Here is a 24,440-nt window from a genome sequence, read left to right as displayed (position 1 = left end):
GAAGCAGTAACAACTGAATTTATCAAAGGGAGTCGTCATGTCTTTACGTCATCTGTTTTCACCGCGCCTGCGTGGTTCTTTACTGTTAGGTTCACTGCTCGTTGCATCATCATTTAGCACACAGGCTGCGGAAGAACTGCTGCGCAAAGGCGTAGGTAAAGGCGCCTACGAAATGGCGTATAGCCAGCAGGAAAATGCACTGTGGCTGGCCACCTCGCAGAGTCGTAAGCTGGATAAAGGTGGGATAGTTTACCGTCTTGATCCGGTGACGCTTGAAGTGACTCAGGTTATTCATAACGATCTCAAACCGTTTGGCGCGACCATCAATAACGCGACGCAAACGCTGTGGTTTGGTAATACCGTGAATAGCGCGGTGACGGCGATTGATGCGAAAACCGGTGAGGTGAAAGGGCGCCTGGTACTGGATGCGCGTAAACGTTCTGAAGACGTCCGTCCGCTGCAGCCTCGTGAGCTGGTCGCCGATGACGCCACCAACACGGTATACATCAGCGGAATTGGTAAGGATAGCGTGATTTGGGTCGTGGACGGTGATACGGTTAAACTTCAGGACACTATTCCAAATACCGGTAAAATGAGCACTGCACTGGCCGTCGACAGCAAGGCTAAACGCCTGTATACCGCCAATGCCGATGGCGAATTCATTACCATTGATACCGCCACCAACAAAATTCTTAGCCGCAAAAAACTGCTGGACGATGGCAAAGAGCACTTCTTCATTAACCTGAGCCTGGATACGGCCGGTCATCGTGCGTTTGTCACTGACTCCAAAGCGGCGGAAGTGCTGGTTATCGATACCCGTAACGGCAATGTGCTGGCAAAAGTTGCCGCACCGGAATCTCTGGCCGTACTGTTCAATCCGACACGCAATGAAGCCTATGTAACCCACCGTCAGGCCGGTAAAGTCAGCGTGATCGACGCGAAAAGCTATAAAGTGGTTAAAACCTTCGATACCCCGACGTTCCCAAACAGCCTGGCGCTCTCTGCCGATGGCAAAACCCTGTACGTGAGTGTGAAACAGAAATCCACACGCGAACAGGAAGCGACTCAACCTGACGATGTTATTCGTATCGCCCTGTAATTATTCGGAGGGGGCAACCCCTCCTGTCATTTCTCTATACCCCACGATACGCCTCGTTACACCCCACCGGTAGCCTGACAAACTTCAGAGACTTACACTACGCCCTCAACGGCTAACTGAATAACACAGGAATACCATGAAAAAGCCACTAATCTGTCTTTGTGCGGGCGTAATGCTGTTTACGCTGGCTGGCTGTACCACCGATTACGTCATGACGACGAAAAGCGGACAAACTATTACCACCCAGGGCAAACCAAAACTGGATAAAGATACGGGAATGACCAGCTATACCGATCAGGATGGGAATGCGCGGGAAATTAACAGCAATGATGTTGCTCAGCTAATTGAAGCAAACTAAGTCGCTCAAATGGGTAGGTCAGAAATCTGACCTACCTTAAAGCGTTACGGCGCGGTACGGTGGATTTCCGCGACGCGTTTACGTACACCAAACCAGCCAGCGACCAGCAGAATGGCAATCAGCGGTAATGAGGCGATAGTGTAGGTCCCATTCGGATAGTCAAACGCCATCAGCACCAGCACAGCCAGTAAAAACAACAGTGTTAACCAGGACGTAAACGGCGCACCAGGCAGTTTGAAGTGAACGTCTGCCGCTTTGCCATCTTTAATGGCCCGGCGCAGACGCATCTGGCACACCATAATGAATGCCCACGATGCAATGATGCCCAGTGAGGCAAAGTTAAGCACGATCTCGAACACCTGCGAAGGCACCAGGTAGTTGAGAAAAACCCCAACGACGTACACGACAAGCGTGGCAAGTATCCCGGCATAAGGTACGTGTTGACGGCTCATTTTGGCCATAAATTTTGGCGCGGAACCGCCCATCGACATTGAGCGCAAAATACGACCAGTGCAGTACAACCCCGAGTTGAGGCTGGAAAGCGCAGCGGTAAGCACCACGATATTCATAATACTGCCAATATAGGGAACGCCGAGTTTGGAAAAGAAGGTAACAAACGGGCTTTGACCTGCCTGATAGGCATTCCACGGCAGCAGCATGACCAGCAACACCACTGAACCCACATAGAACAGGCCAATTCGCCAGATAACGCTGTTAATCGCTTTTGGTACCATCGTCTGCGGATCTTTGCACTCACCAGCCGCTGTGCCTACCAGTTCAATGGAGGCAAATGCAAAGACGACACCCTGGACCAGTACCAGCGCTGGCAGCAGGCCATGCGGGAAAAAACCACCATTATCGGTGATCAAATGAAAGCCCGTGGCGTTACCATCCAGCGGTTTTCCCGTGCCCAAAAAAACAGTCCCGACGACCAGGAAGATAACGATAGCCAGCACTTTGACCAGTGCAAACCAGAACTCCATCTCCGCAAACCACTTTACGCCGATCATGTTCATGGTGCCGACAATGGCCAACGCGCCGAGGGCAAACACCCATTGCGGTACATCACCAAATGCGCCCCAGTAGTGCATATACAAGGCTACGGCCGTGATATCCACGATTCCGGTCATCGCCCAGTTGATGAAGTACATCCAGCCAGCTACATAGGCTGCTTTCTCACCTAAAAATTCGCGGGCATAAGAGACAAAGCTGCCGCTGGAAGGGCGGTGTAAAACCAGTTCACCGAGTGCCCGCAGAATGAAGAATGAAAAAATACCGCAGACCAGATAGACCAGTGCTAAAGCGGGTCCGGCCATTTGTAAACGTGCGCCAGCCCCTAAAAATAACCCGGTACCAATAGCACCGCCAATGGCGATCATTTGTACCTGCCGGTTACCCATCGCTTTGTGATACCCCTCTTCGTGAGCATTCAACCAGCGTCGTTTCGCCGCGTGTTGTTCCGCGGCTTGCGTGTTGTGTGTGTTCATTACGTTTCCTGTTAACCTGACTAATTTACAAAATCCTTTTTGCCGCAGCAGTTGCGGCGAAAACAGCGTTACCCTTCATTGTGTTACCGCGGGAAAACTGTCGGCCGAGCATCCTACATTCAATTGATAAGTGACGCAAAGCCTGGACACAGGGGAAGTGGTTTTTTTCTGCGGCCTGAATTGACGGGATGTGGACTCGATTCAGTAAAAATAGAGGCGGTGGGCGATGTGAAAGAAGGCGCTCATCCTGATCGTCAGCAGAATGAGCGCTGTTTGCTTTACGCCGACACGCCAAAGACCTGTACGGCCTGTTGCAATCGCGATGAGCGCTGCGTTAAATCGGCAGTCGCGTCAGTGACACGCTCCACCATCTCGGCATTATTGTGTGTCATGGTACCGACACGCGAAATGGAATCATTAATCAGATCCAGCGCCTGAGTTTGCTCCCGCGTTGCCAGACTAATGTCTTTAATCATCATCGACATCTGTAACACATCGCTGATCATCCCAGTGAGATGCGTCTCCGTCTGTTCAACCATTTTTACGCCGGTATTGACGTTAGCGACGTTCTTCTCAATAAGCTGTTTGATCTCTTTTGCCGCTGATGCAGAGTGTTGCGCAAGATTGCGCACCTCCGCGGCCACGACGGCAAAACCGCGCCCGGATTCTCCGGCACGTGCCGCCTCAACAGCCGCGTTGAGCGCCAGAATATTTGTCTGGAAGGCGATGCTATCAATTACGCCAATGATGTCGACAATCTGACCATTATCACGAGAGATCGCCTGCATCATGGCGATAGTTTGTTTCATAATATCGCCGCCTTCAGCGGCATTGGTGCTGGTTTTATCGGCCATCGTCATGGTGTGAGCGGCCGTTTCTGCAGTTTGCTGCACTGCACTACCAATTTCTTCGATGGCGGCAGCGGTTTGCTGAAGGTCTGCGGATGTTTCTTCAGAACGTGTATGTAACGCGATACCTTCTTTTGAAACGCGTTGGCTGATGGCCCGAATTCCGGATATTTGCGTACTGACATCATCAACCAGTGAATTTAGATTAAGTCCGGATTGATTAACCAGTCGCATTAACATGCCAATTTCATCTACACGATTTAAATGGCAGTTGTCGGGTTTTCGTCCGGATACGACTTTCTTCATTTGAGTCAATAGTGTATTAACTGGCTGACAAATTTGGCACTTAAGGTAAATAGCGAATAACAGAAATAACGCCAGTAAACCGCCGGATTGAATAAAGTGGTTTACAGGGGCGAAGATTAATAACAAAGAGAGCAGGGCAACGACTCCCAAAGCATAATTGACGCGTTGACTAATGCTCAACCATTTAAACATTGAAGTCCATGCCAATATGCCACGGCGAATGATAATACCCTTAAAAAGACGGAATCCGCTAAGTTGTTGATTATTTATTTTTTCATACAGCTGCGCACTCTGAGATATTTCGTCTCGCGAAGGAACAGTACGCACTGAGATGTAGCCCGTTAACTTTTCATTGTGCCAAACGGGTGTGACGTTGGCGCGTACCCAGTAGTGGTCGCCGTTTTGACGCCGGTTTTTCACCATTCCCGTCCAGCTGTCACCCTTCTGCAACGTGTACCACATGTCAGCAAACGCGGCTGGCGGCATATCCGGATGGCGAATAATATTATGCGGTTCACCCATTAATTGACTTTCGTTAAAACCACTGGCATCGATAAACGCGGAGTTTGCATAGGTAATATGACTCTCTTTATCTGTCGTCGATAGCAGCGTCGCTTTACCGTTAAGTGTGTGCTCAATTTGTGTAACGGGCATGTTACTTTTCATAAAGGCCCCATGATGGTATGTATAATTCATACAAAGATCCCCGTAATAGTGCCAGGGGATATTAAAAAGCTGTTTTAAACCATTTTAATAAGAAACGCTGCATTCTCTACTAATCATCAGTTCTGTGAAAGTATTTAAAATAAAAAAATTAATGCGTGGAACTAATGTCTTTTTCATAAAAATGAAACAATCAATACAAGCGCATAACACAGATAGATATTTAGACTGACTTAAAGTAAATTTATTGCTGAACGCGTGTGTAAAAATAAATCAAACGGAAAAGGATGTTGCCGTCTCCCCGGTATCAATAAAAAACCTATTATATTTTGTAGTATGCAAATACAAGCCATTTTTTCTGCATAGTGCCGCGTTAAAAACCGGAAGTTTGACTCCTGTTGGTATGAACGTTATCCCTGATCGCTGCGGGGTTGGTTATCTGTTTTTTAGCTGAGCAAATGTGAATTAAATGTTTCTATATGGTTATTTGATAATTTAATAATACTGACATGTTAACAAATATAGGCCTGCAACATGTCATATCGCCTGAGTATTCTGGATAAAAGCCCCATCGGGGAAGGTGAAACTGCCGCAACCGCACTGGCCCGTACGCTGCGCCTGGCACAACGCGCAGAAGAGTGGGGATATCATCGTTTTTGGATAGCTGAGCATCACAATACGCCGCAACTTGCCAGCCCATCACCGGAACTGGTGATCGCCTGGATACTGGGACAAACCCAGCACATTCGTGTGGGCTCCGGTGGCGTCATGCTGCAACACTATAGCCCCTACAAAGTAGCGGAAAACTTTAATCTTCTGGCCTCACTGGCACCAGGACGTGTCGATCTTGGGGTTGGGAAAGCACCAGGCGGCTTACCGCTGTCAACACAGGCACTGCAGGTGGGTCTGCATCAGGAAGAAAAAGGCAGTTTTGCCGACCAGCTTACTCAACTGAATGCCTGGCTGGCGCTGACCGGGACAGAAAGCGGGCAGACAGTATTCCCGACACCGCTACCGCCTTCGCCGCCGCAAAGATTTGTGCTGGGCGCGAGCGTAGAAAGTGCACGTCTGGCGGCAGAGTCTGACTGGAACTTTATTTTCGCGGCGCACCTAAACGGCGATAAAGCGTTACTGCATGAGGTGCTGAGCTTCTGGCAGGCCAACAGTTCACGTCCAACGATTGTCGCCGTGCAGGTTATTGTGGCTGACAGCAGTGATATAGCTGCGCAACTGGCGGAAGAGGTACAAATCTGGGGCGTCGAGCTGGAGGATGGACAACGCGTCACCGTTGCCAGCGAAGAGCAGGCGCTGGCTTTCGCCGCACAGGCGGGCAGCGCACCGCGAACAATTGCCCGGCGTGAGCAGGCGCTACTGCAGGGGAGCGCCCAGGAGGTGGTGGCAACACTGCGTTCATTGCAGGCGCAATACGGTATTGATGAGTTCATTATCGATACGCCGGTGGCTGAAGGTCATGCACGCCTGACATCGTTACGCCTATTGGCACAGGCCCACAGTACGATGGAGGTTGTCTGATGTCATTAGCCTCACAGCTTATCGATTGGCGTCGCGAGCTACATCAGCACCCGGAGCTGTCCCTCGAGGAAGTCGCGACAACCGCGCGTATTCGTGACTGGTTGCATGCTGCAGATGTCACACTATTGCCGTTCAATCTGAAAACGGGTGTCGTTGCCGAAATCGGTCAGGGAGAAAATGTCATCGCTCTGCGGGCGGATATCGATGCTTTACCGATCGAAGAAAATACCGATGTGCCGTTTCGCTCCGTCACGCCGGGGGTGATGCATGCCTGCGGACATGATATTCACACCAGCGTGATGCTCGGCGCCGCACTGTTGCTTAAGCAGGAGGAAAACACACTACCGGGGCGCGTGCGTATTTTGTTTCAGCCGGCAGAAGAAAGTTTTGGTGGCGCTAAAACGCTGATCCGTGCCGGAGCCCTGCAAAATGTGGCCGCGATTTTTGGCATGCACAACGAGCCCGGGTTGGCGGTAGGCGATTTTGCCACCCGAGGAGGGGCGTTTTACGCCAATGTGGACCGCCTTGTGCTGCGTATTACCGGAAAAGGCGCGCATGCGGCACGTCCGCACGAGGGAAAAGATGCCATCCTGCTCGCCAGTCAATTGGTGACGGTATTACAAAGTGTCGCCAGCCGTGAGGTCAATACGCTGGACTCGGTGGTGCTTAGCGTTACCCGAATTCAGGGGGGAAATACATGGAACGTACTACCGGAATCCGTTGAGCTGGAAGGGACGCTCCGGACACATCGCGCAGAGGTGCAACAACAGGTCAAATCACGGGTCAGTGATATTGCCGCTGGGTTTGCCCACGCCTTTGGCGCACAGATCGATGTTATCTGGCACGCGGGGCCCACGGCCCTGGTCAATGACGCGCACTGGGCCGATATTGCGACCAAAGTCGCCAGACAATCCGGTTACACGACGCATCATGCCGACCTGCATATGGGCGGGGAGGATTTTGCCGTTTATTTGCAAAATACGCCTGGGGCGTTTGTTAGCATCGGTAGTGCCAGTGAATACGGATTACATCATCCGGGGTTTAATCCGGATGAACGGTTAATTGAACCTGCCGCACACTACTTTGCACATTTAGCAAAAACGGCATTCGCACACCTTTAATTTACCTGTTGGGTAGGGGTTACTATGGCTGAAAATCGGCAACTACGTCTGGGCACTATTTTGCATGGTGCTTCCGGGAATATGTCAGCATGGCGTCATCCGGCAGCGCGTGCTGATGCCAGTATTAATTTTGATTTTGTAAAAGAGACTGCACATATTGCGGAGAAAGGGAAACTGGATTTTATTTTTGTCGCTGACGGCCTGTATATTAATGAAAAGTCTATTCCACATTTTTTAAATCGTTTTGAGCCGCTGACGGTATTATCTGCACTGGCAAGCGTTACCCGTCATCTTGGCCTGGTGGGCACGGTTTCTACCTCTTATAGCGAGCCGTTTACTACCGCACGACAGTTTGCCAGCCTGGACCATCTTAGCCAGGGCAGGGCCGGATGGAATGTGGTGACATCCCCACTGGAAGGTTCTGCTAAAAACTATTCCCGTGCCCAGCATCCTGAGCACGCGCAACGTTATCGCATTGCCGATGAATATTTACGGGTAGTGAAAGGTCTGTGGGATTCCTGGGAAGACGATGCGTTTGTCCGCAATAAAACAAGTGGCGAGTTCTTTCATCCGCAGAAATTACATACCCTGAACCATCATGGTGATTATTTCCAGGTGGCAGGGCCATTAAATATTGGCCGTACTCCACAAGGCCGTCCGATTATATTTCAGGCAGGCGCGTCAGACGATGGGAAAAAATTGGCGGCGCAGCATGCGGACGCTATTTTCACCCATCAGGAATCGCTGTCTGAAGCCAAAGCATTTTACCAGGATGTCAAAAGTCAGCTTGAAGCTGTCGGACGTCATGCCGATGAACTGCATATTTTCCAGGGCGTCAGCATTATTGTTGGCGACAGTGACGCTGACGTAGAGCAACAGTATCAGGCGACCGCAGCACTGGTGTCGATCACCGACGCGCTGAATTACCTGGGACGCTATTTTGAACATCACGATTTTAGCCAGTACCCGCTGGACGCACCGTTCCCGGATCTTGGCACCCTCGGGGAAAACAGTTTTCGTAGTACCACTGACGAGATCAAGCGCAATGCGCGGGAGCGGGGATTAACCCTGCGTCAGGTGGCGCTGGAAGCTGCCAGTCCACGACCACGTTTTAGTGGAACACCGGCACACGTTGCTGATGGTCTGCAGCAGTGGTTCGAGGAGAAAGCCGCCGACGGTTTCATCATTCAGGGGGGAACGCCAGATACCTTTCCACGGTTTGTCGAACAGGTTATTCCCGTGCTTCAGGCGCGCGGTTTATTTCGCCACGACTATCCCGGCACGACGCTGCGGGCAAGCCTGGGGCTGGCAACACCTGCAAATCAATTCACACAATAAGAGAAAAACGCTATGCAGAAAAAATCACTACTTCTTGCGCTGTCACTGGCTTTCAGCGCGACTGTCTGGGCAAATGACGTCACTATCAACGGCACCGGCGTGAGCCTGGAAGCCAATAAAACACCGATTAATACGGCTAAAAATCCACAGGCGATTGCGCAGTTACCCGCTAACCTGCACCTGGCTGTACCGGGTAAATTCACGGTCGCTATCGCCGGACTGAGCCAGCCGCCGCTTACTGTATTTGCCGATGATAATAAAACGCTCATCGGCAGTGAGGCCGATATTGCTCGCTTGGTTGCCGATAGCCTGGGGCTGGAGCTAAATGTCGTACCCACGTCATGGGAAGACTGGCCACTGGGCGTGGCGTCCGGGAAATACGATGCTGCGATCAGCAATATCACTGTGACCAAAGCGCGGAAAGAGAAGTTCGATTTTGCCACTTATCGTAAGGACTCCCTGGGTTTTTATGTCAAAACCGGCAGCACGCTGACGAAAATTGAACAGGCGGAAGATATTGCCGGGCTGCGCATTATCGTCGGTTCAGGGACGAATCAGGAGGCCATTCTGTTGGCGTGGAACGAAGAGAATCTGAAGAAAGGATTAAAACCGTTTACGCCAGTGTATACCAAAGATGATGCTGCTCAGACGCTGGCTCTACAGTCAGGTCGTGCAGATGCTTACTTTGGTCCGAATGTCATTGGGGCCTGGAAAGCGGCGCTCAATGGTAAAACGCAATTGGTGGGCAGCGTCGATGGCGGATGGCCGAAAGCCGCACATATTGCCGTCACGCTGAAAAAAGACAGTGGCCTGGTGCTGCCGGTGCAAACTGCCCTCAACGGTGTGATCGGCAATGGTGACTATGACAAGGTGCTGAACCGCTGGGGGGAAGGGGTAGAACGTATCCCGCAATCTGAAGTTAACCCTGCCGGTTTAGGCGACTAAGGAGGTCAATGTGAGCGATCAATTCCGCGTTGTCTCGCCCGAAGCCATTGAGCTACAGCCGATCCTCAACGGACTGTTTGGTGAATATGCCGCCCGCTATGGCGATTATTTTTCTCGTGATGCTGAAGTGGAGCTAACCGAATGGTATCTGGCTCCACAGGGGATCTTTGTGGTGCTGGAGCGCGACGGCGAAATTATCGCCACCGGGGCTTACAAACCCTATGACAAAGACACCGCTGAAATTAAGCGCATCTGGACTAAAAGCGACCTGCGTAAGCAGGGGCTGGCAGCGCACGTGGTGCAGGAACTGGAGCGGCGGGCATTACTGGCGGGCTATAGCCGTATCTACCTGACCACGGGCTTTCGCCAGCCAGAGGCTGTCCGGCTTTATTTGAGTCAGGGGTACGATCCTCAGTTCGATACCACACGTAATCCAGAAGAGTACAGCCAGCCGCCTTTTGATGGACGACTGCGCTTCACCAAACTGTTGACTATCGCAGGTCAGGCCAAAATTGCCTGAGGAGAGAAGATGAAAACGACTGCAACCATCAAAGTCGTCCCGGCACGTTACCCGATGCGCACCGTAGGGGCGATTATTGCCCTGTTTGTGCTGGCGGCGATTATTCAGTCTGTCGCGTTTAATCCGCGCTGGGAATGGGGCGTGTTTGCTCGCTGGTTCTTCGACCCGGTTATCTTGTCTGGACTTGGGCAAACGCTGTTGTTGACGCTCATTGGGACATTACTGAGCGTGGTATTTGGTGGGTTGCTGGCGCTGGCCAGACTCTCATCATCCTGGCTACTAACCAGCCTGGCGTGGGGATACATCTGGTTGTTTCGCTCACTCCCGCTGATTGTGGTGTTGATCATTTTGTACAACTTCTCCTATTTGTACGACACGCTGGCGATCGGCATACCGTTCACTGCTCTCCAGTGGGGCAGCTTTGATACTATCAATGTCCTCGGACAGTTTTCCACTGCGGTTGTTGGCCTGACGCTGGTGCAAAGTGCTTATACCGCTGAGATTATTCGCGGCGGATTTCTTGGGGTTGATCATGGTCAGTATGAGGCGGCAGCCGCACTGGGATTACCTGCCTGGCGCCGCACGCTGCGTATTATCCTGCCACAGGCATTGCGCACTATTTTACCCGCCGGGTTCAATGAAATTATCAGCCTGGCAAAAGGAACGGCGATGGTTTATGTACTGGCCATGCCGGAACTGTTCTACACCATCCAGATGATCTACAACCGCACCCAGGAAGTGATTCCGCTGCTGATGGTTGGCGCCGTGTGGTATCTGGTGATCACCAGCGTGTTGTCATTAATTCAGCATCTGGTTGAACGCGCGCTGGCACGCAGTGAGAGACGATCCGCTATTAACACCGCCAGGGTGAGTCGCACGGTTAAACGTCGCCGCCAGGCTCCACAGCAGGAGGCTATCCATGTCCCACTCGCCTGAAGGTCATATTTCCATTACCGGCGTCAGCAAATATTTTGGTCGCCATAAGGCACTGGACAACGTATCGCTGGAGATCCCACCCGGTACGGTCACGGTTATTCTCGGGCCTTCCGGTTCAGGTAAATCAACGCTATTACGGGCGATTAATCATCTGGAGCGTGTCGATGAGGGGTTTATTCAGATTGACGGTGATTATATTGGCTACCGCCTTCAGGGAGACCGGTTGTATGAGCTGAAAGAGGCGGAAATCCTGCGCCAGCGTATCAATGTGGGCTACGTATTTCAGAACTTTAACTTATTCCCGCATTTAACGGTGCTGGAAAACCTGATTGAAGCGCCTGTTGCACACGGACTGGCTTCGCGCAAAGAGGCTATTGAGCGGGCATTTACCTTGTTGGATGCTGTCGGACTGCGGCAAAAAGCCGATGCCTGGTCGCGGCATTTATCCGGAGGCCAGCAGCAACGTATCGCCATTGCCCGCGCGCTGGCGTTAAATCCGCGCGTGATGCTATTTGATGAGCCGACGTCCGCACTCGATCCTGAACTGGTGGGCGAAGTGCTGGACGTGATTAAGTCACTGGCACAGTCGGGAACCACGCTGGTTGTGGTGACGCATGAAATTGGGTTTGCGCGGGAAGTGGCCGATCAGGTGGTGTTTATGGTTGACGGCAAAATCGTCGAGCAGGGTAGCAGTGAACAGGTGCTAAATTATCCACGCCACACGCGCACGCAGCAGTTTTTGTCGAAGGTTCTGTAAATACGCGGAAAAGGGCGTTGCGGCACAGGGTTGTGCCGCACAGCGATTACAGGGTAACGACGATTTTGCCTACCTGGCCGTTGGCTTCCATGTACTGGTGTGCCTTAACGATGTCATCAAACGCAAAGGTTTTATCAATCAGTGGTTTGAGTTGCCCAGATTGCAATCCTTCAAAGATGAAACGTTTAGCCCGAGCCAGTTTTTCAGCATCAGTGGTGATTTCGAAAAGCTCATAGCCGCGGAAGGTCAAATGGCGGCCAAGGATCTCAATCACCGGGATCGACAAATCGCGACCGTCCAGCGAACCGTACTGGAAAAATAACCCTCCGGCAGGCATTACCTGGGCTATTTTCGCCACACCGGGGCCGCCGACCGGATCAAAGACCACGCGGGTACCTTTGCCACCAGTTATACGGTTAATTTCTGCGACTAGATCCTGCTCCTGACTGGCAATGACCTCAGCGGCACCCAGTTGTAACAGGGCGTCGCGTTTCTCATGGGTTCGCGTCATCGCAATAGGTGTTGCACCGACCATGTTGGCGATCTGAATTGCGGCGAGACCAACACTGCTGGACGCGGCATTGATCAGCACGTTATCGCCAGGTCCGATATTGGCATACTCCACCAGCGCGCCAAAAGCAGTCACATACATCATCCAGCTGGCGGCGGCCTCGGCAAAGCTCAGGTTTTCCGGATGTTTGACGACCGCATGAGCGGGCGCATTGACGATTTCGCCATACATACCGTACTGATGAAAGCTGAATGCCGGAATGACGCTCACGCGATCGCCTGGTGCGAACTCGTGCACATTGTCACCGACGGCTTCAACAATGCCGGAGGCTTCATAGCCCAGGCGAGCAGGAAAATTGGGTTGGTAAATATACTGACCGGTACGGTACATAATTTCCGCCCGGTTAATACCTATTGCACGAACGCGGATCTGAACATCGTTTGCAAGCGGTGCCGGGGTCTGAATATCCTGAATATTCAGCACATCAGCGCCACCCATTTGATTGAAAACCACGACTTTAGACATAGCGGACCTCGGTAAATTGTTCTGACTTGAGTCCGCACAATGTATTGGTTCTGGTGAGGGTGAAAAACCGCCATTACGGAACTTCACTATTACTCAAATTGTAATAATCCCTGAAGTCGTGGTTTTTGCTGTACGAAAAGCTGACTCAGCCAGTCAATAAAAACCCGCACGCGCGGGGCCAAATAGCGCCTGTCCGGGTAGAGAACAGACACCGGTTTAGCTTCTCCCGCATAGTCACGCAGCACCTCAATCAGTTGTCCCGACTGGAGGTAGGGCGCCAGTACGGCGTGAACGCCGTGTATGATTCCCAGCCCAGATAAACAACCGGTTAGCAGAATGTCGGAGTTGTCTACGCTCATTCGGCTTGCTGGCACGATCGATACTGTTTTCCCGTCGTTGATAAAGGACCACTCCAGCGCGTCACGATGACGTTCGCTAAAGAAGTTGAGTGCCTGATGCTGAGCTAAATCATCCGGTGTCTGTGGGATGCCCCGTGTAGCCAGATAATCTGCGGACGCACAGGTCACCATTTTAACCTCGCCAAGTCGTCGGGATATTAGCGAGGAGTCCTGCAATTCTCCAATGCGGATCATGCAGTCGATCCCCTCCGCAAGCAGATCAATTTTGCGGTCAGTGGAGGTGAGAACAATCTCAACGTCCGGATAGCGTGACTGAAAGTCGCTTAGCGCGGGAACGATAATCGAGTGAGCCAACGACAGTGGCGCGTTGATCCTGAGCTTTCCACGCGGAGGCCGTGTTGGTGAGAAAGAGGCCATGATGTCATCCACGTCACCCAGCAGTGCCTTGGTCCGCCGGTAAAATGCGTCACCTTCTTCGGTCAGGGTAACCTTCCGCGTCGTTCGGTTTAGGAGTTTCGTCCCCAGATCGTCCTCAAGATGCTGAATTGCTTTCGTCACCGCGGGGCGGTGCAGGTGCAACACATCAGCGGCTTTGGCAAAACCACCTTGTTCGACAACCTGCACAAAAATGCTCATATATTCAAACATACTCGAACGCATCTCTTATTCTCTCCCGTATCCGTTATGACGGTTGTAGTCTCCGGCATTGTTATTATGAGAGTAATAATTCCGGCTGCATAGATTGTCGAATGCTGCTCTACACTTAGGGTTTTAACATTGAGGGGTTGCAACATGATTAAGGTCTATGGGGTACCGGGCTGGGGATCGGCCATCAGTGAAGTGATGCTTACACTGGCGGAGATCCCTTACAGCTTTATTAATGTGGACGGCTTTGACAGCGACGGGCCGTCGCGGGCGTTGCTAAAAACTATGAATCCGCTGTGTCAGGTGCCCACACTGATACTGGAAAATGGCAATGTGATGACGGAAACGGCGGCTGTTGCGCTGATGATTCTGGACAGCAGGCCCGAACTGGCGCCGCCTGTCGGACATGTGGAACGTCAACAATTTCAGCGCCTGTTGATTTGGCTGGTGGCAAATGTCTATCCCACGTTTACCTATGCCGATTACCCACAACGCTGGGCACCGGACGCCCCGGCTCAGTTGAAAAAGGGCTGCATTGAGTACCGTAAATCGCTTTATATGTGGCTGAATGACCAGCTAAGCGCCGAACCGTACGCGTTTGGCGATCAGCTCACGTTGCTGGATGTTTATATTGCTGTTATGCGCACCTGGGGGCCAGGACATGAATGGTTTCAGGACAATACGCCCAATATCAGCGCCATCGCGGACGCGGTTTGTCAAATCCCGCGGCTGCGTACTGTACTGAAAAATAACAGAATTATTTGACGCGATGAACGCTTAAAACATGTCTTGCCCCTGTTCGCGGATCATCCTGATAAGTCGTTCTGTGATGGGAGAGGGGCTGCGATCCTTGAGTCGACCAAGAATAAAATGACGGGAATTTGCTGTTCCTTCCAGCGGGATTTCCTTCAATTGTTTATATACCACGCCGCCCTTGGTCAAATTACGCCGGGGTATGAAGCCCAGTAATTCTTTATTTGCCGCAAGGATTTTTGGCATGAGATGGAACGATGATGTTTCTATCTGGGCTCGCGGTGGCGGAAGCCCCCGGCTAATAAAAAACTGATCGATCCAGCGTCGGGAGGCCGTATTTTTCCCCGATAACAACCATTTGTATTCGACAAGGTCTTGAGGCGTAATTGACTTCAACTCTTTTGTAAAAATAGGATGCTCGCAGCTGCCGACTAAAACCACAGCATCCTCCATTATCGGGTAAATAATAGCGTTCTCATAGCTAATCGTTTTAGTAACAATAATGATATCTAACTGATAATTCTGCAGATTATCCCAGAGATAATTATTTACTCCGGGAACAATTTCGAGCATAGCGAGGGGGTTTTCTGTCAGAAAAGCCTGACAAAGCTTAGGAATGAGATATTCAGCGACAGTCGGTACACAGCCTATACGTATTTTGCCTGACACCCCGCGAACATAGTTTTCGAGGTCCTGTTCCGTTTGCTCCATAAAAAAGCAGAGCTTTCTGGCCCGTTCGCGCAGTAACTCACCCGCGGCGGTAAGCGTTATACCGTGCCCGCTGCGGGTCAATAATTGTGTACCCACTTCCTCTTCCAGACGCTGGATGCATTTTGACAGCGCAGGTTGCGAGCGCCCAAGGCGTTCTGAGGCTTGAGCGAGGCTACCCACTTCTGCAATAACATAAAAAAACGTCAAATCGCGAATATTGAGATTCATGACTCTACAGCACCTTTTCCCATCCGCCCGGTATTAGCGTCACAGCATGGTAGAGAATGACGCGCCATTATTTTTTGACCTGACAGCAAAAAGATGACGTTTTCTCTTGCATAAAAAGTAAGAAAATACGGCGAAATGTGTGAACCATGCCGCCTGTCAGTTCCGCATTATTACGCAATAACATCCTGGTGAATTAATACAACCAACTGTATTTTATGATGTTTATAAGCGAATTTTGTTTTTACGCTATTTAACGAAAAGTTATTGCCGCTATCAATATTATTGCCTGTTGCGTCGCCTTGTCCTGGGGTAAAAATCTCCCATCCCGACTATGGCAAGGAGAAGAGGATGCGTTTTACCGTATTAATGACGGCACCAAAACTGGCGCCGAAGGGTGTTAAAAAACTAATAGATGCTGACTGTAAAATAATCTATGTAAATGATTCAACGGATCCGCAGGCGATCCTGTCGATTTTATCCACTGAGCCTGTTGATGCTGTTATTTCACGCACGATGGCGCTAACGGGCGAAGCTATCCGTGCTTGTCCAACGCTGAAAGTCATCACCAAACATGGCGTAGGCGTAAGCAACATTGATGTCGATGCGGCGACGGAACGAAATATTCCCGTCCTCGTGACGCCGGGAACAAACTCACAATCGGTTGCCGAACTGGCATTAGGGCTCATGCTGGCGGCCGCCAGGCGCATTGCATCCTATGACCGAGATTTACGCACAGGGAACTGGAGCCGCGCCGGAAACGGCCAACAATTAAGTGGACGCACTTTGGGATTGGTGGGTTTTGGCCAAATAGGACAAACGCTGGCGCAATTCTGTATAGCGCTGGGCATGAAGGTCGTCGCTTACGATCCCATGCTCAAGGCCAGCCCAATCGAACAGGTCACACTTGTCAACGATTTACCGGCGTTGCTTCGCCAAAGCCAGGTGCTCAGCCTACATTGTCCGCTGGTTCCCGCTACCCGAAATCTGATTAACGAAGAGGCGCTTTCACTACTGCCTGATGGTGCAATTCTGGTTAATACCGCCAGAGGGCCGCTGATTGATGAAAATGCGCTGGTAGCGGCTTTGCAGAGTGGAAAAATTGCAGGTGCAGGTCTGGACACTTTCGTTAATGAACCACTGCCCCTCAGCGATGCTATTGCCTCACAACCCACCGTTGTTATGACCCCGCATGTTGGCGGGTCCACGCCTGATGCGTTAGACGCGATGGCTGCGCATGCCGCTGACAACGTGATTAATTTCCTTAACGGAAAACCACTATCCCCGAGTCTGTGTGTTAACCACCTGATTAAATAATATTTACGACGTACTGGAGAATAAAATGTCTATTGGATTCAGAGTCTTTACTCAACGTGAACTGCCTACAGCTGATGTTATCGAAGGTTTCAAAACCATACCAGCAGCAAATATTGCCGACTGTATGGGGCGACTGAGCGCGATGAATTGCCGCATCCGACGCATGACGGCACCTGCGGAACAAAATATGGTTGGTGTTGCGCTGACGGTAAAAGCGCGTCCTGGCGACAATCTGATGATGCATAAAGCGCTGAACATGATTAAACCTGGCGACATTCTGATCGTTTCCAACGAAGGGGACAGCAGCCAGTCGCTGATGGGCGAGATCATGGTCGCCTACGCCAAATCTCAAGGCATTGCGGGCATCGTGCTGGACGGACCAATGCGTGATCTTGATACCATCTATGCAATGGGGGTTCCAGTTTATGCGACAGGTCACACCCCTGGCGGCCCATTCAAAGAAGGTCCAGGCGAAGTCAATGTTCCTGTAGCCTGCGGCAATATTCACGTTACGCCGGGCGATATTATCGTCGGTGACAGTGATGGCGTCATTGTGATCCCTAAACATGATGCGGCAAAATTGCTGGAAGAAGCTCGCAAGTTTTCTGCCAACGACCATGCAAAACTGGTTGCGGCGCAGACCGGAAAAGCCGATCGCAGTTGGGTGGATAAAGCGCTCGCGGCGAAAGGCTGCGAAACGATTGACGCTGTTTATCCGGGTTAACTCTACAGATGCCAGCCACGTTTGTGGCTGGCTTGCTCAAATAGGCTAATAATAATGGCAGAAAAAATAAAAGCGTTGTCGTTTAAGAAACGGTGGGGAATTCCGTTAGCGATCCTGGCGATGGCGATTACCTATACATTTCCCATGGCAGGACTTTCCATGGAGGGGAAGCATGCGCTGGTATTGTTTGCGGGTGTTTTTATCCTGTTCTTATCCGAACCCATCCCCATTGTTGTTTCAAGCTTACTGATTGTTCCTGCTGCCGTATTATTAAAAGTATGCAGCTTAAAAATGGCACTGTCGGGATTTTCTTCATCTTCCTCTTATCTTCTGGTTGGCGCATTTATTATGGCTGTGGCGCTAACCAAAACACGCTTAGCGGAACGGATTACTTTTTTAATACTTAAAGTTACCGGCAGTAGCGTGCGTAATTTAACACTGGGGGTGACCATTGCGAATATTGTGCTGGCATTCTTTATTCCGTCGTCCACGCCAAGAGTCGCGATACTGCTACCCATTTGTCTGAATTTGATTGCGTTATTTAAAGAAGAAGGGCGAACAAAATTTGCAGTTAATTTGCTGCTCACCATGTCGTTTACTAATTCCACGATCAGCGGCGGTATTTTGACAGCCAATTTACCAAACCCCATTACCGTTGAATTTATTCATAATGCCGGTGGGCCAATGATCTCCTATCTGGATTTTTTGATAGTCGGATTCCCGCCAGCATTACTGATGACGTTTATTACCTGGATCTACCTGCAGTTTGCTTATCCGCCTGAGCAATCGCATATCCCCGGTGGAGAGCAACTGATTAAAGACAGTCTGGACGGGATGGGAAAAATGTCTGCGGCCGAGTGGAAAACGTTGTGGATTTTCCTCGGCGTGGTCTTCCTGTGGGTCACCGGTGATTGGATAGGTGTCGATTCTACCACGGCCTGTATGCTGGGGGCTTGTCTGCTCTTCTTTCCTAAAATTGGCGTGATTAATTGGTCGGAAGCCAATAAAGGCGTGTCGTGGCAAGTGCTGTTCATTTGCGGCGGCGGTGTCAGTATGGGGGCTATTTTGATGAAAACCGGTGCGGCAGAATGGATATCGATGTTGATCTTTAACCATCTGGGTTTATCCACGCTGAGTACCATCGCCTTGCTGATTGTCGTGCTTATCGTCGTGCAATACATGCATATTTTCTTTGTGGGCACGACCGCGATGGCGGCAGCAATGTTGCCTGTACTAATTGGTATTGCCCATGCGGCAGGTCTGCCACCGGCAATGCTGGCGTTACCGGGTGGGATGATTATTGGCGCTTATCCATTATTGATGTTTTATAACACCATTCCGGGCGTGTTGGTCTTTGGTACCGGGAAGGTTGCTATCAATGATTATCCGCGCGTCGGTATTGTACTGTGTGCGATTGCTTGTCTGATTTATGCATTATGCGCATTGTATTATTGGCCAATGCTTGGCGTATTTTGATTTTTAGGAATAATTATTGATTTGTTATTAGCGATTATTTTACCGTGATGTTTATCTGAAACATCGCGTGGTTGATTATATCTGTCGATAACCTTGTAAAGGATATTATATGAAAGTTACGCTTCTTGGCGCTGCCGGAGGAATAGGGCAAGCTTTGTCGTTACTCCTTAAATTAAACATGCCAGAGGGGTCTGAACTCGCACTCTACGATATATCAACAGCAACCCCAGGGATTGCTGTTGATTTAAGCCATATCCCAACCGATGTGCATATTCACGGATATTGTGGCACTTAGATCCAACATGCGTTAGATGGTGCAAATATTGTTATTGTCTGTGCTGGTATTGCCCGTAAGCCGGGAATGGATCGTTCTGACCTCTTCAGTATTAATGCCAATATTATTCATCAGCTTATTGGTGATGTCGCAAAAATATGCCCGGATGCCTGTATTGGTATTATTACTAACCCGGTTAATACCACAGTGGCGATTGCCGCTAATGTCCTGCAAAAGGCTGGCGTCTACGATAAAAGCAAGCTCTTTGGCATCACCACGTTGGATGTTATTCGCGCAAATACGTTTGTTGCACAAATGAAAGGCTGCAGCGTGTGGGACGTTGAGGTTCCGGTCATCGGCGGGCATTCGGGCGTCACGATCCTGCCGTTGTTCTCGCAGCTTACGGAGATAAAACTTTCCGATGACGAGATCCGTGCGCTGACAGACCAGGTACAACATGCCGGGACTCGGGTCGTCGAGGCTAAAGCGGGAGCCGGGTCGGCCACATTATCAATGGGGCAGGCAGCCGCACGTTTTTGTTTGTCGTTACTCCGTGCACTGAGTGGGGAACAAGGCATTGTGGAATGCGCATATGTAGAAAGCGGCAGCCCATACGCCCGTTTTTTTGCCCAGCCAGTAGAATTGGGCGTCAACGGTGTATCTCGCGTTATTGCGCTAACTGACCTGAGCCGCATTGAGCAGGATGCACTCGAGGCAATGCAAAGCGAACTGCGGCAAGATATTGCGTTTGGTGAGCGGTTTGTTTGTAAGAATTAACGCGGGTAGTTTTGAAAAAGCCGATCGTCGAAATCGGCTTTCAACGTTTGCCAGGCCGGTAACGTTGTGCATCTGAGCATCATTGTAGACCAAAGACGTCTGGAGGAATTTTGCTAACTGGCGCATATTAGGTGATAGCTTTTTTGCCCAAAACAATAAGGAACCTGCAATGCCGCATATCGATATTAAATGTTTTCCTCGCGCCCTTACTGATGAACAAAAAACCGCGCTGGCGGCGGATATTACAGATGTCATTATTCGTCATTTGCAAAGCAAAGACAGCTCAGTCAGCGTGGCATTGAATGAGATTGAGCCTGAGGCGTGGCAAGCCGTATGGGATGCGGAAATCGTGCCGCAGATGGACACGTTGATTAAAAAACCCGGTTACAGTATGTGAGAAAAAACGGGCGAGTCATTCGCCCGTTTTTGATGCCATTATGGCGTGACAATATTGAACCAGAATTCAAATTTGTCCATGTAACCGAGCATGGCGTCGAGCTTGGCGCCGTCTCCGGTAATTTTCACGTCACCGCTGTCTTGCGCCTGCTTCAGCGTCACTTCCTTGAGGATGATTTTGTTCAGCGTATCGCGATTGAGCGCGATAGTGGCATCCGCATCTTTCGCTTCGGAATTAGCGGTATGGTTCAGAACACCGTTTTCCAGCTCCAGTTTGTATTTACCACCATCGCTACCAAGGTCGATATTGAATACTGATTTCGCATCGCCCGCTTTCTGCCCGTTAATATGTACCGCCAGGTAGTCGAAGAACATTTCTGGCGTCATGGCGCGGACAGTATCCGGACTGGCCGTATTCGGCGTCGGGCCTTTCACCACGCCGTTGCGCAGTTCTTGTGCGCCCGTCAGGTAGAAGTTACGCCACGGACCAGACTCTGCCTGATAGCCTAATTGTTCCAGCGCATCGGCTTCCAGGTTTCGCGCGGCCTGGTTGTTCGGATCGGCAAATACGACTTTGCTCACCACCTGTGCAACCCAGCGATAGTTGCCCTGATCGTAGTCAGCTTTTGCTTTTTGCAGAATGGCATCCGCACCGCCCATATAGTCGACGAATTTCTTCGCCGCTTCTTCCGGCGGCAGTTCATCAAGTGTGGCTGGGTTGCCGTCAAACCAGCCGAGGTACAGCACGTAGGTGGCTTTCACATCATGGCTAACGGAGCCATAGTACCCGCGGTTCGCCCAGGTGTGTGCCAGTGAATCCGGCAACGTAAAGTTCGCCGCGATTTCATCACGGGTCAGACCTTCATTGGCCATGCGCAGCGTCTGGTCGTTAATATAACGGTACAGATCGCGTTGGCTTTTCAGTAGGCTCACCACCTTGTCATTGCCCCAGGTCGGCCAATGGTGCTGTGCCATCAGAATTTCCGCTTTATCACCCCAGCGAACAATTGCTTCGTTGATATATTTGGACCACGGCAACGGTTCGCGAATTTTTGCACCGCGCAGAGAGTAGGTGTTGTGCAGGGTATGGGTGACATCTTCAGCCGATTCGATGAGTTTTTTCTCTTCGATGTACCACAACATTTCTGAAGGCGCTTCGGAGCCTGGAGCCAACATGAAGTCATAGGTCAGGCCATCAATAACCTCTTTTTGCCCATCTTTCTCGATGATATTCGTTGGCGCAATCAGTGTAACCGTCCCTGCGGAAGTGGTGGTTCCCAGTCCCGCGCCGACCTGGCCTTTAGCATCCGGTTTTAGCAGGTTGCCGTACATGTAGCTGGCGCGGCGGCTCATGACGTTACCGGCCATGATGTTTTCAGCAACCGCTGCTTCCATAAAACCGGCAGGCGCATAGACCTTCACTTTGCCTGCTTTAACATCGGCTTCATCAACAACACCGCGCACACCACCGTAATGGTCGACGTGGCTGTGGGTATAAATCACCGCGACAACCGGTTTTTTGCCACGGTTTTTAAAGTAGAGATCCATGCCGACTTTGGCCGTTTCTGCCGACACTAATGGGTCAACAACGGTGATACCTTCTTTACCTTCGATGATGGTCATATTCGACAAATCGAGGTTACGGATCTGATAGACTCCCTCCGTGACTTCAAACAACCCGCTGATATTGATCAACTGAGACTGGCGCCACAAGCTCGGGTTTACCGTATCCGGTGCCTTATCGCCTTCCTTAATAAACGCGTACTGTTGCGGATTCCAGATAACGTTGCCTTGTTCACCTTTGATCACGTCCTGAGGAATCGGGGCGATAAAGCCTTTGTGCGCGTCGGTAAAGTCGGTGTTATCAGAAAAGGGGAGTTGATTGTAGAGTGCATTGTTGGCTTGTTGCGTGGCTGCCGTCGCCTCTTTTGGGGCTTCAGCAGACATGACGGGAACAGCAAAAGACGTTAATAACCCAGCAAGTATAAAGCTTTGTGCGATTCTATTAAGTTGCATCGTAAAACCTCTCTGACACTTCATAAGTCCAGTTCTGGGGGGATGCTGCTTTAACGGATTGCGTTTTGAACCAATATTTGACTTAGTGCACGATTAACTATAATTCACATGAATGATTCGGCAAGGTAAGGGAAACGATTTATCTGACTGGTTTTTCGGAAGTTTTGAGAAGGCTGATGGGGATGACAGGCGGATCTGCCATCCATTTGTCGGTGATTATTTACCGGCAGTAACCTGTTTCCCGCTGGTGACAAATGTTCCGGCACCAAGGTGATGCAGGGTATTAAGTTTGCCATCATCAAACTGCCAACGACCTTCCACGAAGACTCGCTCATCAGCGGCAGCCGAGACCACTTCGCCAAACAAGGTGTCATATTTGTCCTGAGCCGCTGTGGCAGGAAGCAGGCGGCATTCCATCCAGGCGAGACACTTGGCTTCTACTAGCGGCAGCCCCAATACCGGGCCTTTGACTACCGGAATGCCGTAGCAGTTGAACTTATCTTCTATTCGACCGGAAACACTCCCTACGGCATAGGTCCAGTTCGTCGCGGCAACACCTGGAATAACAATGCCAAATTGACCGCTACGTTCGATCAGTTCGCGCGACCAGGCAGTCTTGTCGACAACAATGGCTACCCGCGGCGGATCAAATTCCACGGGCATTGACCACGCGGCCGCCATCACATTACGCCGTTCTGTATTCGCGTCACGACTGGTTATCAAAATGGTGGGGCCGTGATTAAGCAGTCGGCTGGCGTGTTGTAATTCAACCGGACGAAAATGACTCATAGCGACTCCTCGGCAGAATAAAAATGACATCACAATAAACATAGATAGTAACGGGATTAGCGATTTTGTCGCCTCGCCGGGGGGAACAGCGCACAAAAGCGACAGCGTAAAATTAAAAATGCGTTATAAGTACAACATTCAACAAACAGGAATCCCGTATGACGCCTTTTTTAAACGCTTATTTTGCCCGTATTGGCTGGCCAGGTGTGCCCAACGTCGACATTGAAACGTTGAGAGCGCTGCACTTACTGCATAACGGTGCCATACCCTTTGAAAATCTTGATGTGCTGCTGCCGCGTGAAATGCAGCTTGACGATGTGTCCCTTGAAGAGAAGTTGGTCACTGCTCGCCGCGGTGGCTATTGCTTTGAACAAAATGGTGTATTTGAACGGGCGCTGCGCGACATCGGCTTTACCGTACGCAGTTTGCTGGGACGCGTGGTATTGGCGAATCCGTCAAGCCTACCGCCGCGTACACATCGCCTGTTACTGGTTGAATTACAGGGTGAACAGTGGATCGCTGATGTTGGATTTGGCGGACAAACGCTGACAGCGCCGATTCGTCTGCAGGCTAACATTGAGCAGAAGACGCCACACGGCGAATATCGCCTGATTCAGGAGGGGGAAGACTGGATATTGCAGTTCCGCCATCATGATCACTGGCAGTCAATGTACCGATTCGATCTGGTGGTGCAACATCACAGCGATTATCTGATGGGTAATTTCTGGTCTGCACACTGGCCGCAGTCGCATTTCCGCCACCATTTGCTGATGTGTCGCCATTTACCCGACGGCGGCAAGCTGACGTTGACCAATTTCCACTTTACTCATTATCAGGATGGTCACGCGGTAGAGCAGATTAATCTGCCTGACGTTGCCAGCTTGTATACGCTGTTGCAGGAACGCTTCGGCCTGGGCGTTGACGATGTAAAACACGGCTTTAGCGAGGAGGAACTGGCGACAGTAATGGCGGCGTTTGATACGCATCCGGAGGCGGGAAAATAGGGGCATCAGAATTAATGCCGGATGCGG

The 24,440-nt window shown here is 50.8% G+C and carries 20 protein-coding genes and 2 pseudogenes; 15 read left to right on the top strand and 7 right to left on the bottom strand.

Features of this window, described 5'->3' with window-relative positions:
• Window positions 1–37 precede the first annotated feature (37 nt).
• Entirely contained in the window at window positions 38–1,099 is a 1,062-nt protein-coding gene (yncE, locus tag QMN38_RS03755; RefSeq protein ID WP_323604514.1) for a 7-bladed beta-propeller protein YncE, read from the top strand.
• Window positions 1,100–1,235: 136 nt separating this feature from the next.
• Window positions 1,236–1,457 (top strand): YgdI/YgdR family lipoprotein, encoded by a 222-nt coding sequence (locus tag QMN38_RS03750; RefSeq protein WP_043016274.1) that lies wholly within the window; start codon window positions 1,236–1,238, stop codon window positions 1,455–1,457.
• Window positions 1,458–1,501: 44 nt separating this feature from the next.
• Here the strand turns inward: QMN38_RS03750 and ansP are convergent, their stop codons facing one another.
• Window positions 1,502–2,944 carry an L-asparagine permease gene (gene ansP, locus QMN38_RS03745; protein ID WP_121584666.1) on the bottom strand — a complete coding sequence of 481 codons (1,443 nt, stop codon included), beginning with the start codon at window positions 2,942–2,944 and terminating at the stop codon, window positions 1,502–1,504.
• A 278-nt stretch (window positions 2,945–3,222) separates the two neighbouring features.
• Window positions 3,223–4,764, bottom strand: coding sequence for a methyl-accepting chemotaxis protein (locus QMN38_RS03740; protein WP_323604513.1), 1,542 nt, complete (start codon window positions 4,762–4,764; stop codon window positions 3,223–3,225).
• A gap of 531 nt (window positions 4,765–5,295) precedes the next feature.
• Between QMN38_RS03740 and QMN38_RS03735 the strand changes: the two genes are divergently transcribed.
• The 6 genes and pseudogenes from QMN38_RS03735 (at window position 5,296) to QMN38_RS03710 (ending at window position 11,911) form a co-directional block, all read left to right on the top strand.
• On the top strand, window positions 5,296–6,294 hold the full coding sequence (locus tag QMN38_RS03735; RefSeq protein WP_323604512.1) for an MsnO8 family LLM class oxidoreductase: 999 nt from the start codon (window positions 5,296–5,298) through the stop codon (window positions 6,292–6,294).
• Window positions 6,294–7,415, top strand: coding sequence for an amidohydrolase (locus QMN38_RS03730; RefSeq protein WP_323604511.1), 1,122 nt, complete (start codon window positions 6,294–6,296; stop codon window positions 7,413–7,415). Before QMN38_RS03735 ends, QMN38_RS03730 begins: the two co-directional genes overlap by 1 nt.
• Before the next feature lie 24 nt (window positions 7,416–7,439).
• Window positions 7,440–9,698, top strand: a pseudogene (locus QMN38_RS03725) (NtaA/DmoA family FMN-dependent monooxygenase).
• 10 nt (window positions 9,699–9,708) lie between these two features.
• Entirely contained in the window at window positions 9,709–10,218 is a 510-nt protein-coding gene (locus QMN38_RS03720; RefSeq protein WP_323604510.1) for a GNAT family N-acetyltransferase, read from the top strand.
• 9 nt (window positions 10,219–10,227) lie between these two features.
• Complete coding sequence (locus tag QMN38_RS03715) at window positions 10,228–11,154, top strand: amino acid ABC transporter permease (RefSeq protein WP_271455043.1); 927 nt, start codon at window positions 10,228–10,230, stop codon at window positions 11,152–11,154.
• On the top strand, window positions 11,138–11,911 hold the full coding sequence (locus QMN38_RS03710; protein WP_137381829.1) for an amino acid ABC transporter ATP-binding protein: 774 nt from the start codon (window positions 11,138–11,140) through the stop codon (window positions 11,909–11,911). The genes QMN38_RS03715 and QMN38_RS03710 overlap by 17 nt, the downstream gene beginning before the upstream one ends.
• A 46-nt stretch (window positions 11,912–11,957) precedes the next feature.
• Here the strand turns inward: QMN38_RS03710 and QMN38_RS03705 are convergent, their stop codons facing one another.
• Both QMN38_RS03705 and QMN38_RS03700 read right to left on the bottom strand, forming a co-directional pair.
• Complete coding sequence (locus QMN38_RS03705) at window positions 11,958–12,947, bottom strand: zinc-dependent alcohol dehydrogenase family protein (RefSeq protein ID WP_271448826.1); 990 nt, start codon at window positions 12,945–12,947, stop codon at window positions 11,958–11,960.
• An 89-nt stretch (window positions 12,948–13,036) separates the two neighbouring features.
• On the bottom strand, window positions 13,037–13,966 hold the full coding sequence (locus tag QMN38_RS03700) for a LysR family transcriptional regulator (RefSeq protein WP_271448827.1): 930 nt from the start codon (window positions 13,964–13,966) through the stop codon (window positions 13,037–13,039).
• Window positions 13,967–14,098: 132 nt separating this feature from the next.
• Between QMN38_RS03700 and QMN38_RS03695 the strand changes: the two genes are divergently transcribed.
• A complete protein-coding gene (locus QMN38_RS03695; RefSeq protein WP_323604509.1) occupies window positions 14,099–14,716 on the top strand; it encodes a glutathione S-transferase family protein in 618 nt (205 codons plus the stop codon).
• 12 nt (window positions 14,717–14,728) lie between these two features.
• Here QMN38_RS03695 and QMN38_RS03690 read toward each other — a convergent pair whose 3' ends face one another.
• Window positions 14,729–15,643 carry a LysR family transcriptional regulator gene (locus QMN38_RS03690; RefSeq protein WP_271442331.1) on the bottom strand — a complete coding sequence of 305 codons (915 nt, stop codon included), beginning with the start codon at window positions 15,641–15,643 and terminating at the stop codon, window positions 14,729–14,731.
• Window positions 15,644–15,991: 348 nt separating this feature from the next.
• Between QMN38_RS03690 and QMN38_RS03685 the strand changes: the two genes are divergently transcribed.
• The 5 genes and pseudogenes from QMN38_RS03685 (at window position 15,992) to pptA (ending at window position 20,605) form a co-directional block, all read left to right on the top strand.
• Window positions 15,992–16,957, top strand: coding sequence for a hydroxyacid dehydrogenase (locus QMN38_RS03685; protein WP_271442332.1), 966 nt, complete (start codon window positions 15,992–15,994; stop codon window positions 16,955–16,957).
• A gap of 25 nt (window positions 16,958–16,982) precedes the next feature.
• A complete protein-coding gene (locus tag QMN38_RS03680) occupies window positions 16,983–17,681 on the top strand; it encodes an RraA family protein (protein WP_137381838.1) in 699 nt (232 codons plus the stop codon).
• Window positions 17,682–17,735: 54 nt separating this feature from the next.
• A complete protein-coding gene (locus tag QMN38_RS03675; RefSeq protein WP_271442333.1) occupies window positions 17,736–19,157 on the top strand; it encodes an SLC13 family permease in 1,422 nt (473 codons plus the stop codon).
• Between the two features lie 109 nt (window positions 19,158–19,266).
• Window positions 19,267–20,208: pseudogene (mdh, locus tag QMN38_RS03670) on the top strand (malate dehydrogenase).
• A 169-nt stretch (window positions 20,209–20,377) separates the two neighbouring features.
• Window positions 20,378–20,605, top strand: coding sequence for a tautomerase PptA (pptA, locus tag QMN38_RS03665; protein ID WP_271442335.1), 228 nt, complete (start codon window positions 20,378–20,380; stop codon window positions 20,603–20,605).
• A gap of 38 nt (window positions 20,606–20,643) precedes the next feature.
• On the opposite strand, the gene QMN38_RS03660 is transcribed toward pptA, so the two are convergent.
• Window positions 20,644–22,620 carry an alkyl/aryl-sulfatase gene (locus QMN38_RS03660; RefSeq protein ID WP_271455048.1) on the bottom strand — a complete coding sequence of 659 codons (1,977 nt, stop codon included), beginning with the start codon at window positions 22,618–22,620 and terminating at the stop codon, window positions 20,644–20,646.
• A 216-nt stretch (window positions 22,621–22,836) separates the two neighbouring features.
• Window positions 22,837–23,409 (bottom strand): flavin reductase family protein, encoded by a 573-nt coding sequence (locus QMN38_RS03655; RefSeq protein ID WP_271442337.1) that lies wholly within the window; start codon window positions 23,407–23,409, stop codon window positions 22,837–22,839.
• Between the two features lie 158 nt (window positions 23,410–23,567).
• On the opposite strand from QMN38_RS03655, the gene nhoA reads away from it, so the two are divergent.
• Window positions 23,568–24,413, top strand: a complete 846-nt coding sequence (gene nhoA / locus QMN38_RS03650; protein WP_323604508.1) for an N-hydroxyarylamine O-acetyltransferase — start codon at window positions 23,568–23,570, stop codon at window positions 24,411–24,413.
• Window positions 24,414–24,440 lie beyond the last annotated feature (27 nt).

Origin of the sequence: Citrobacter sp. R-1.5.2 (genome assembly GCF_035064245.1) — a bacterium.
Taxonomy (GTDB): domain Bacteria; phylum Pseudomonadota; class Gammaproteobacteria; order Enterobacterales; family Enterobacteriaceae; genus Citrobacter.
The sequence above is the reverse complement of the archived record's forward strand: the minus strand, read 5'-3'. Positions and strand labels throughout refer to the sequence as shown.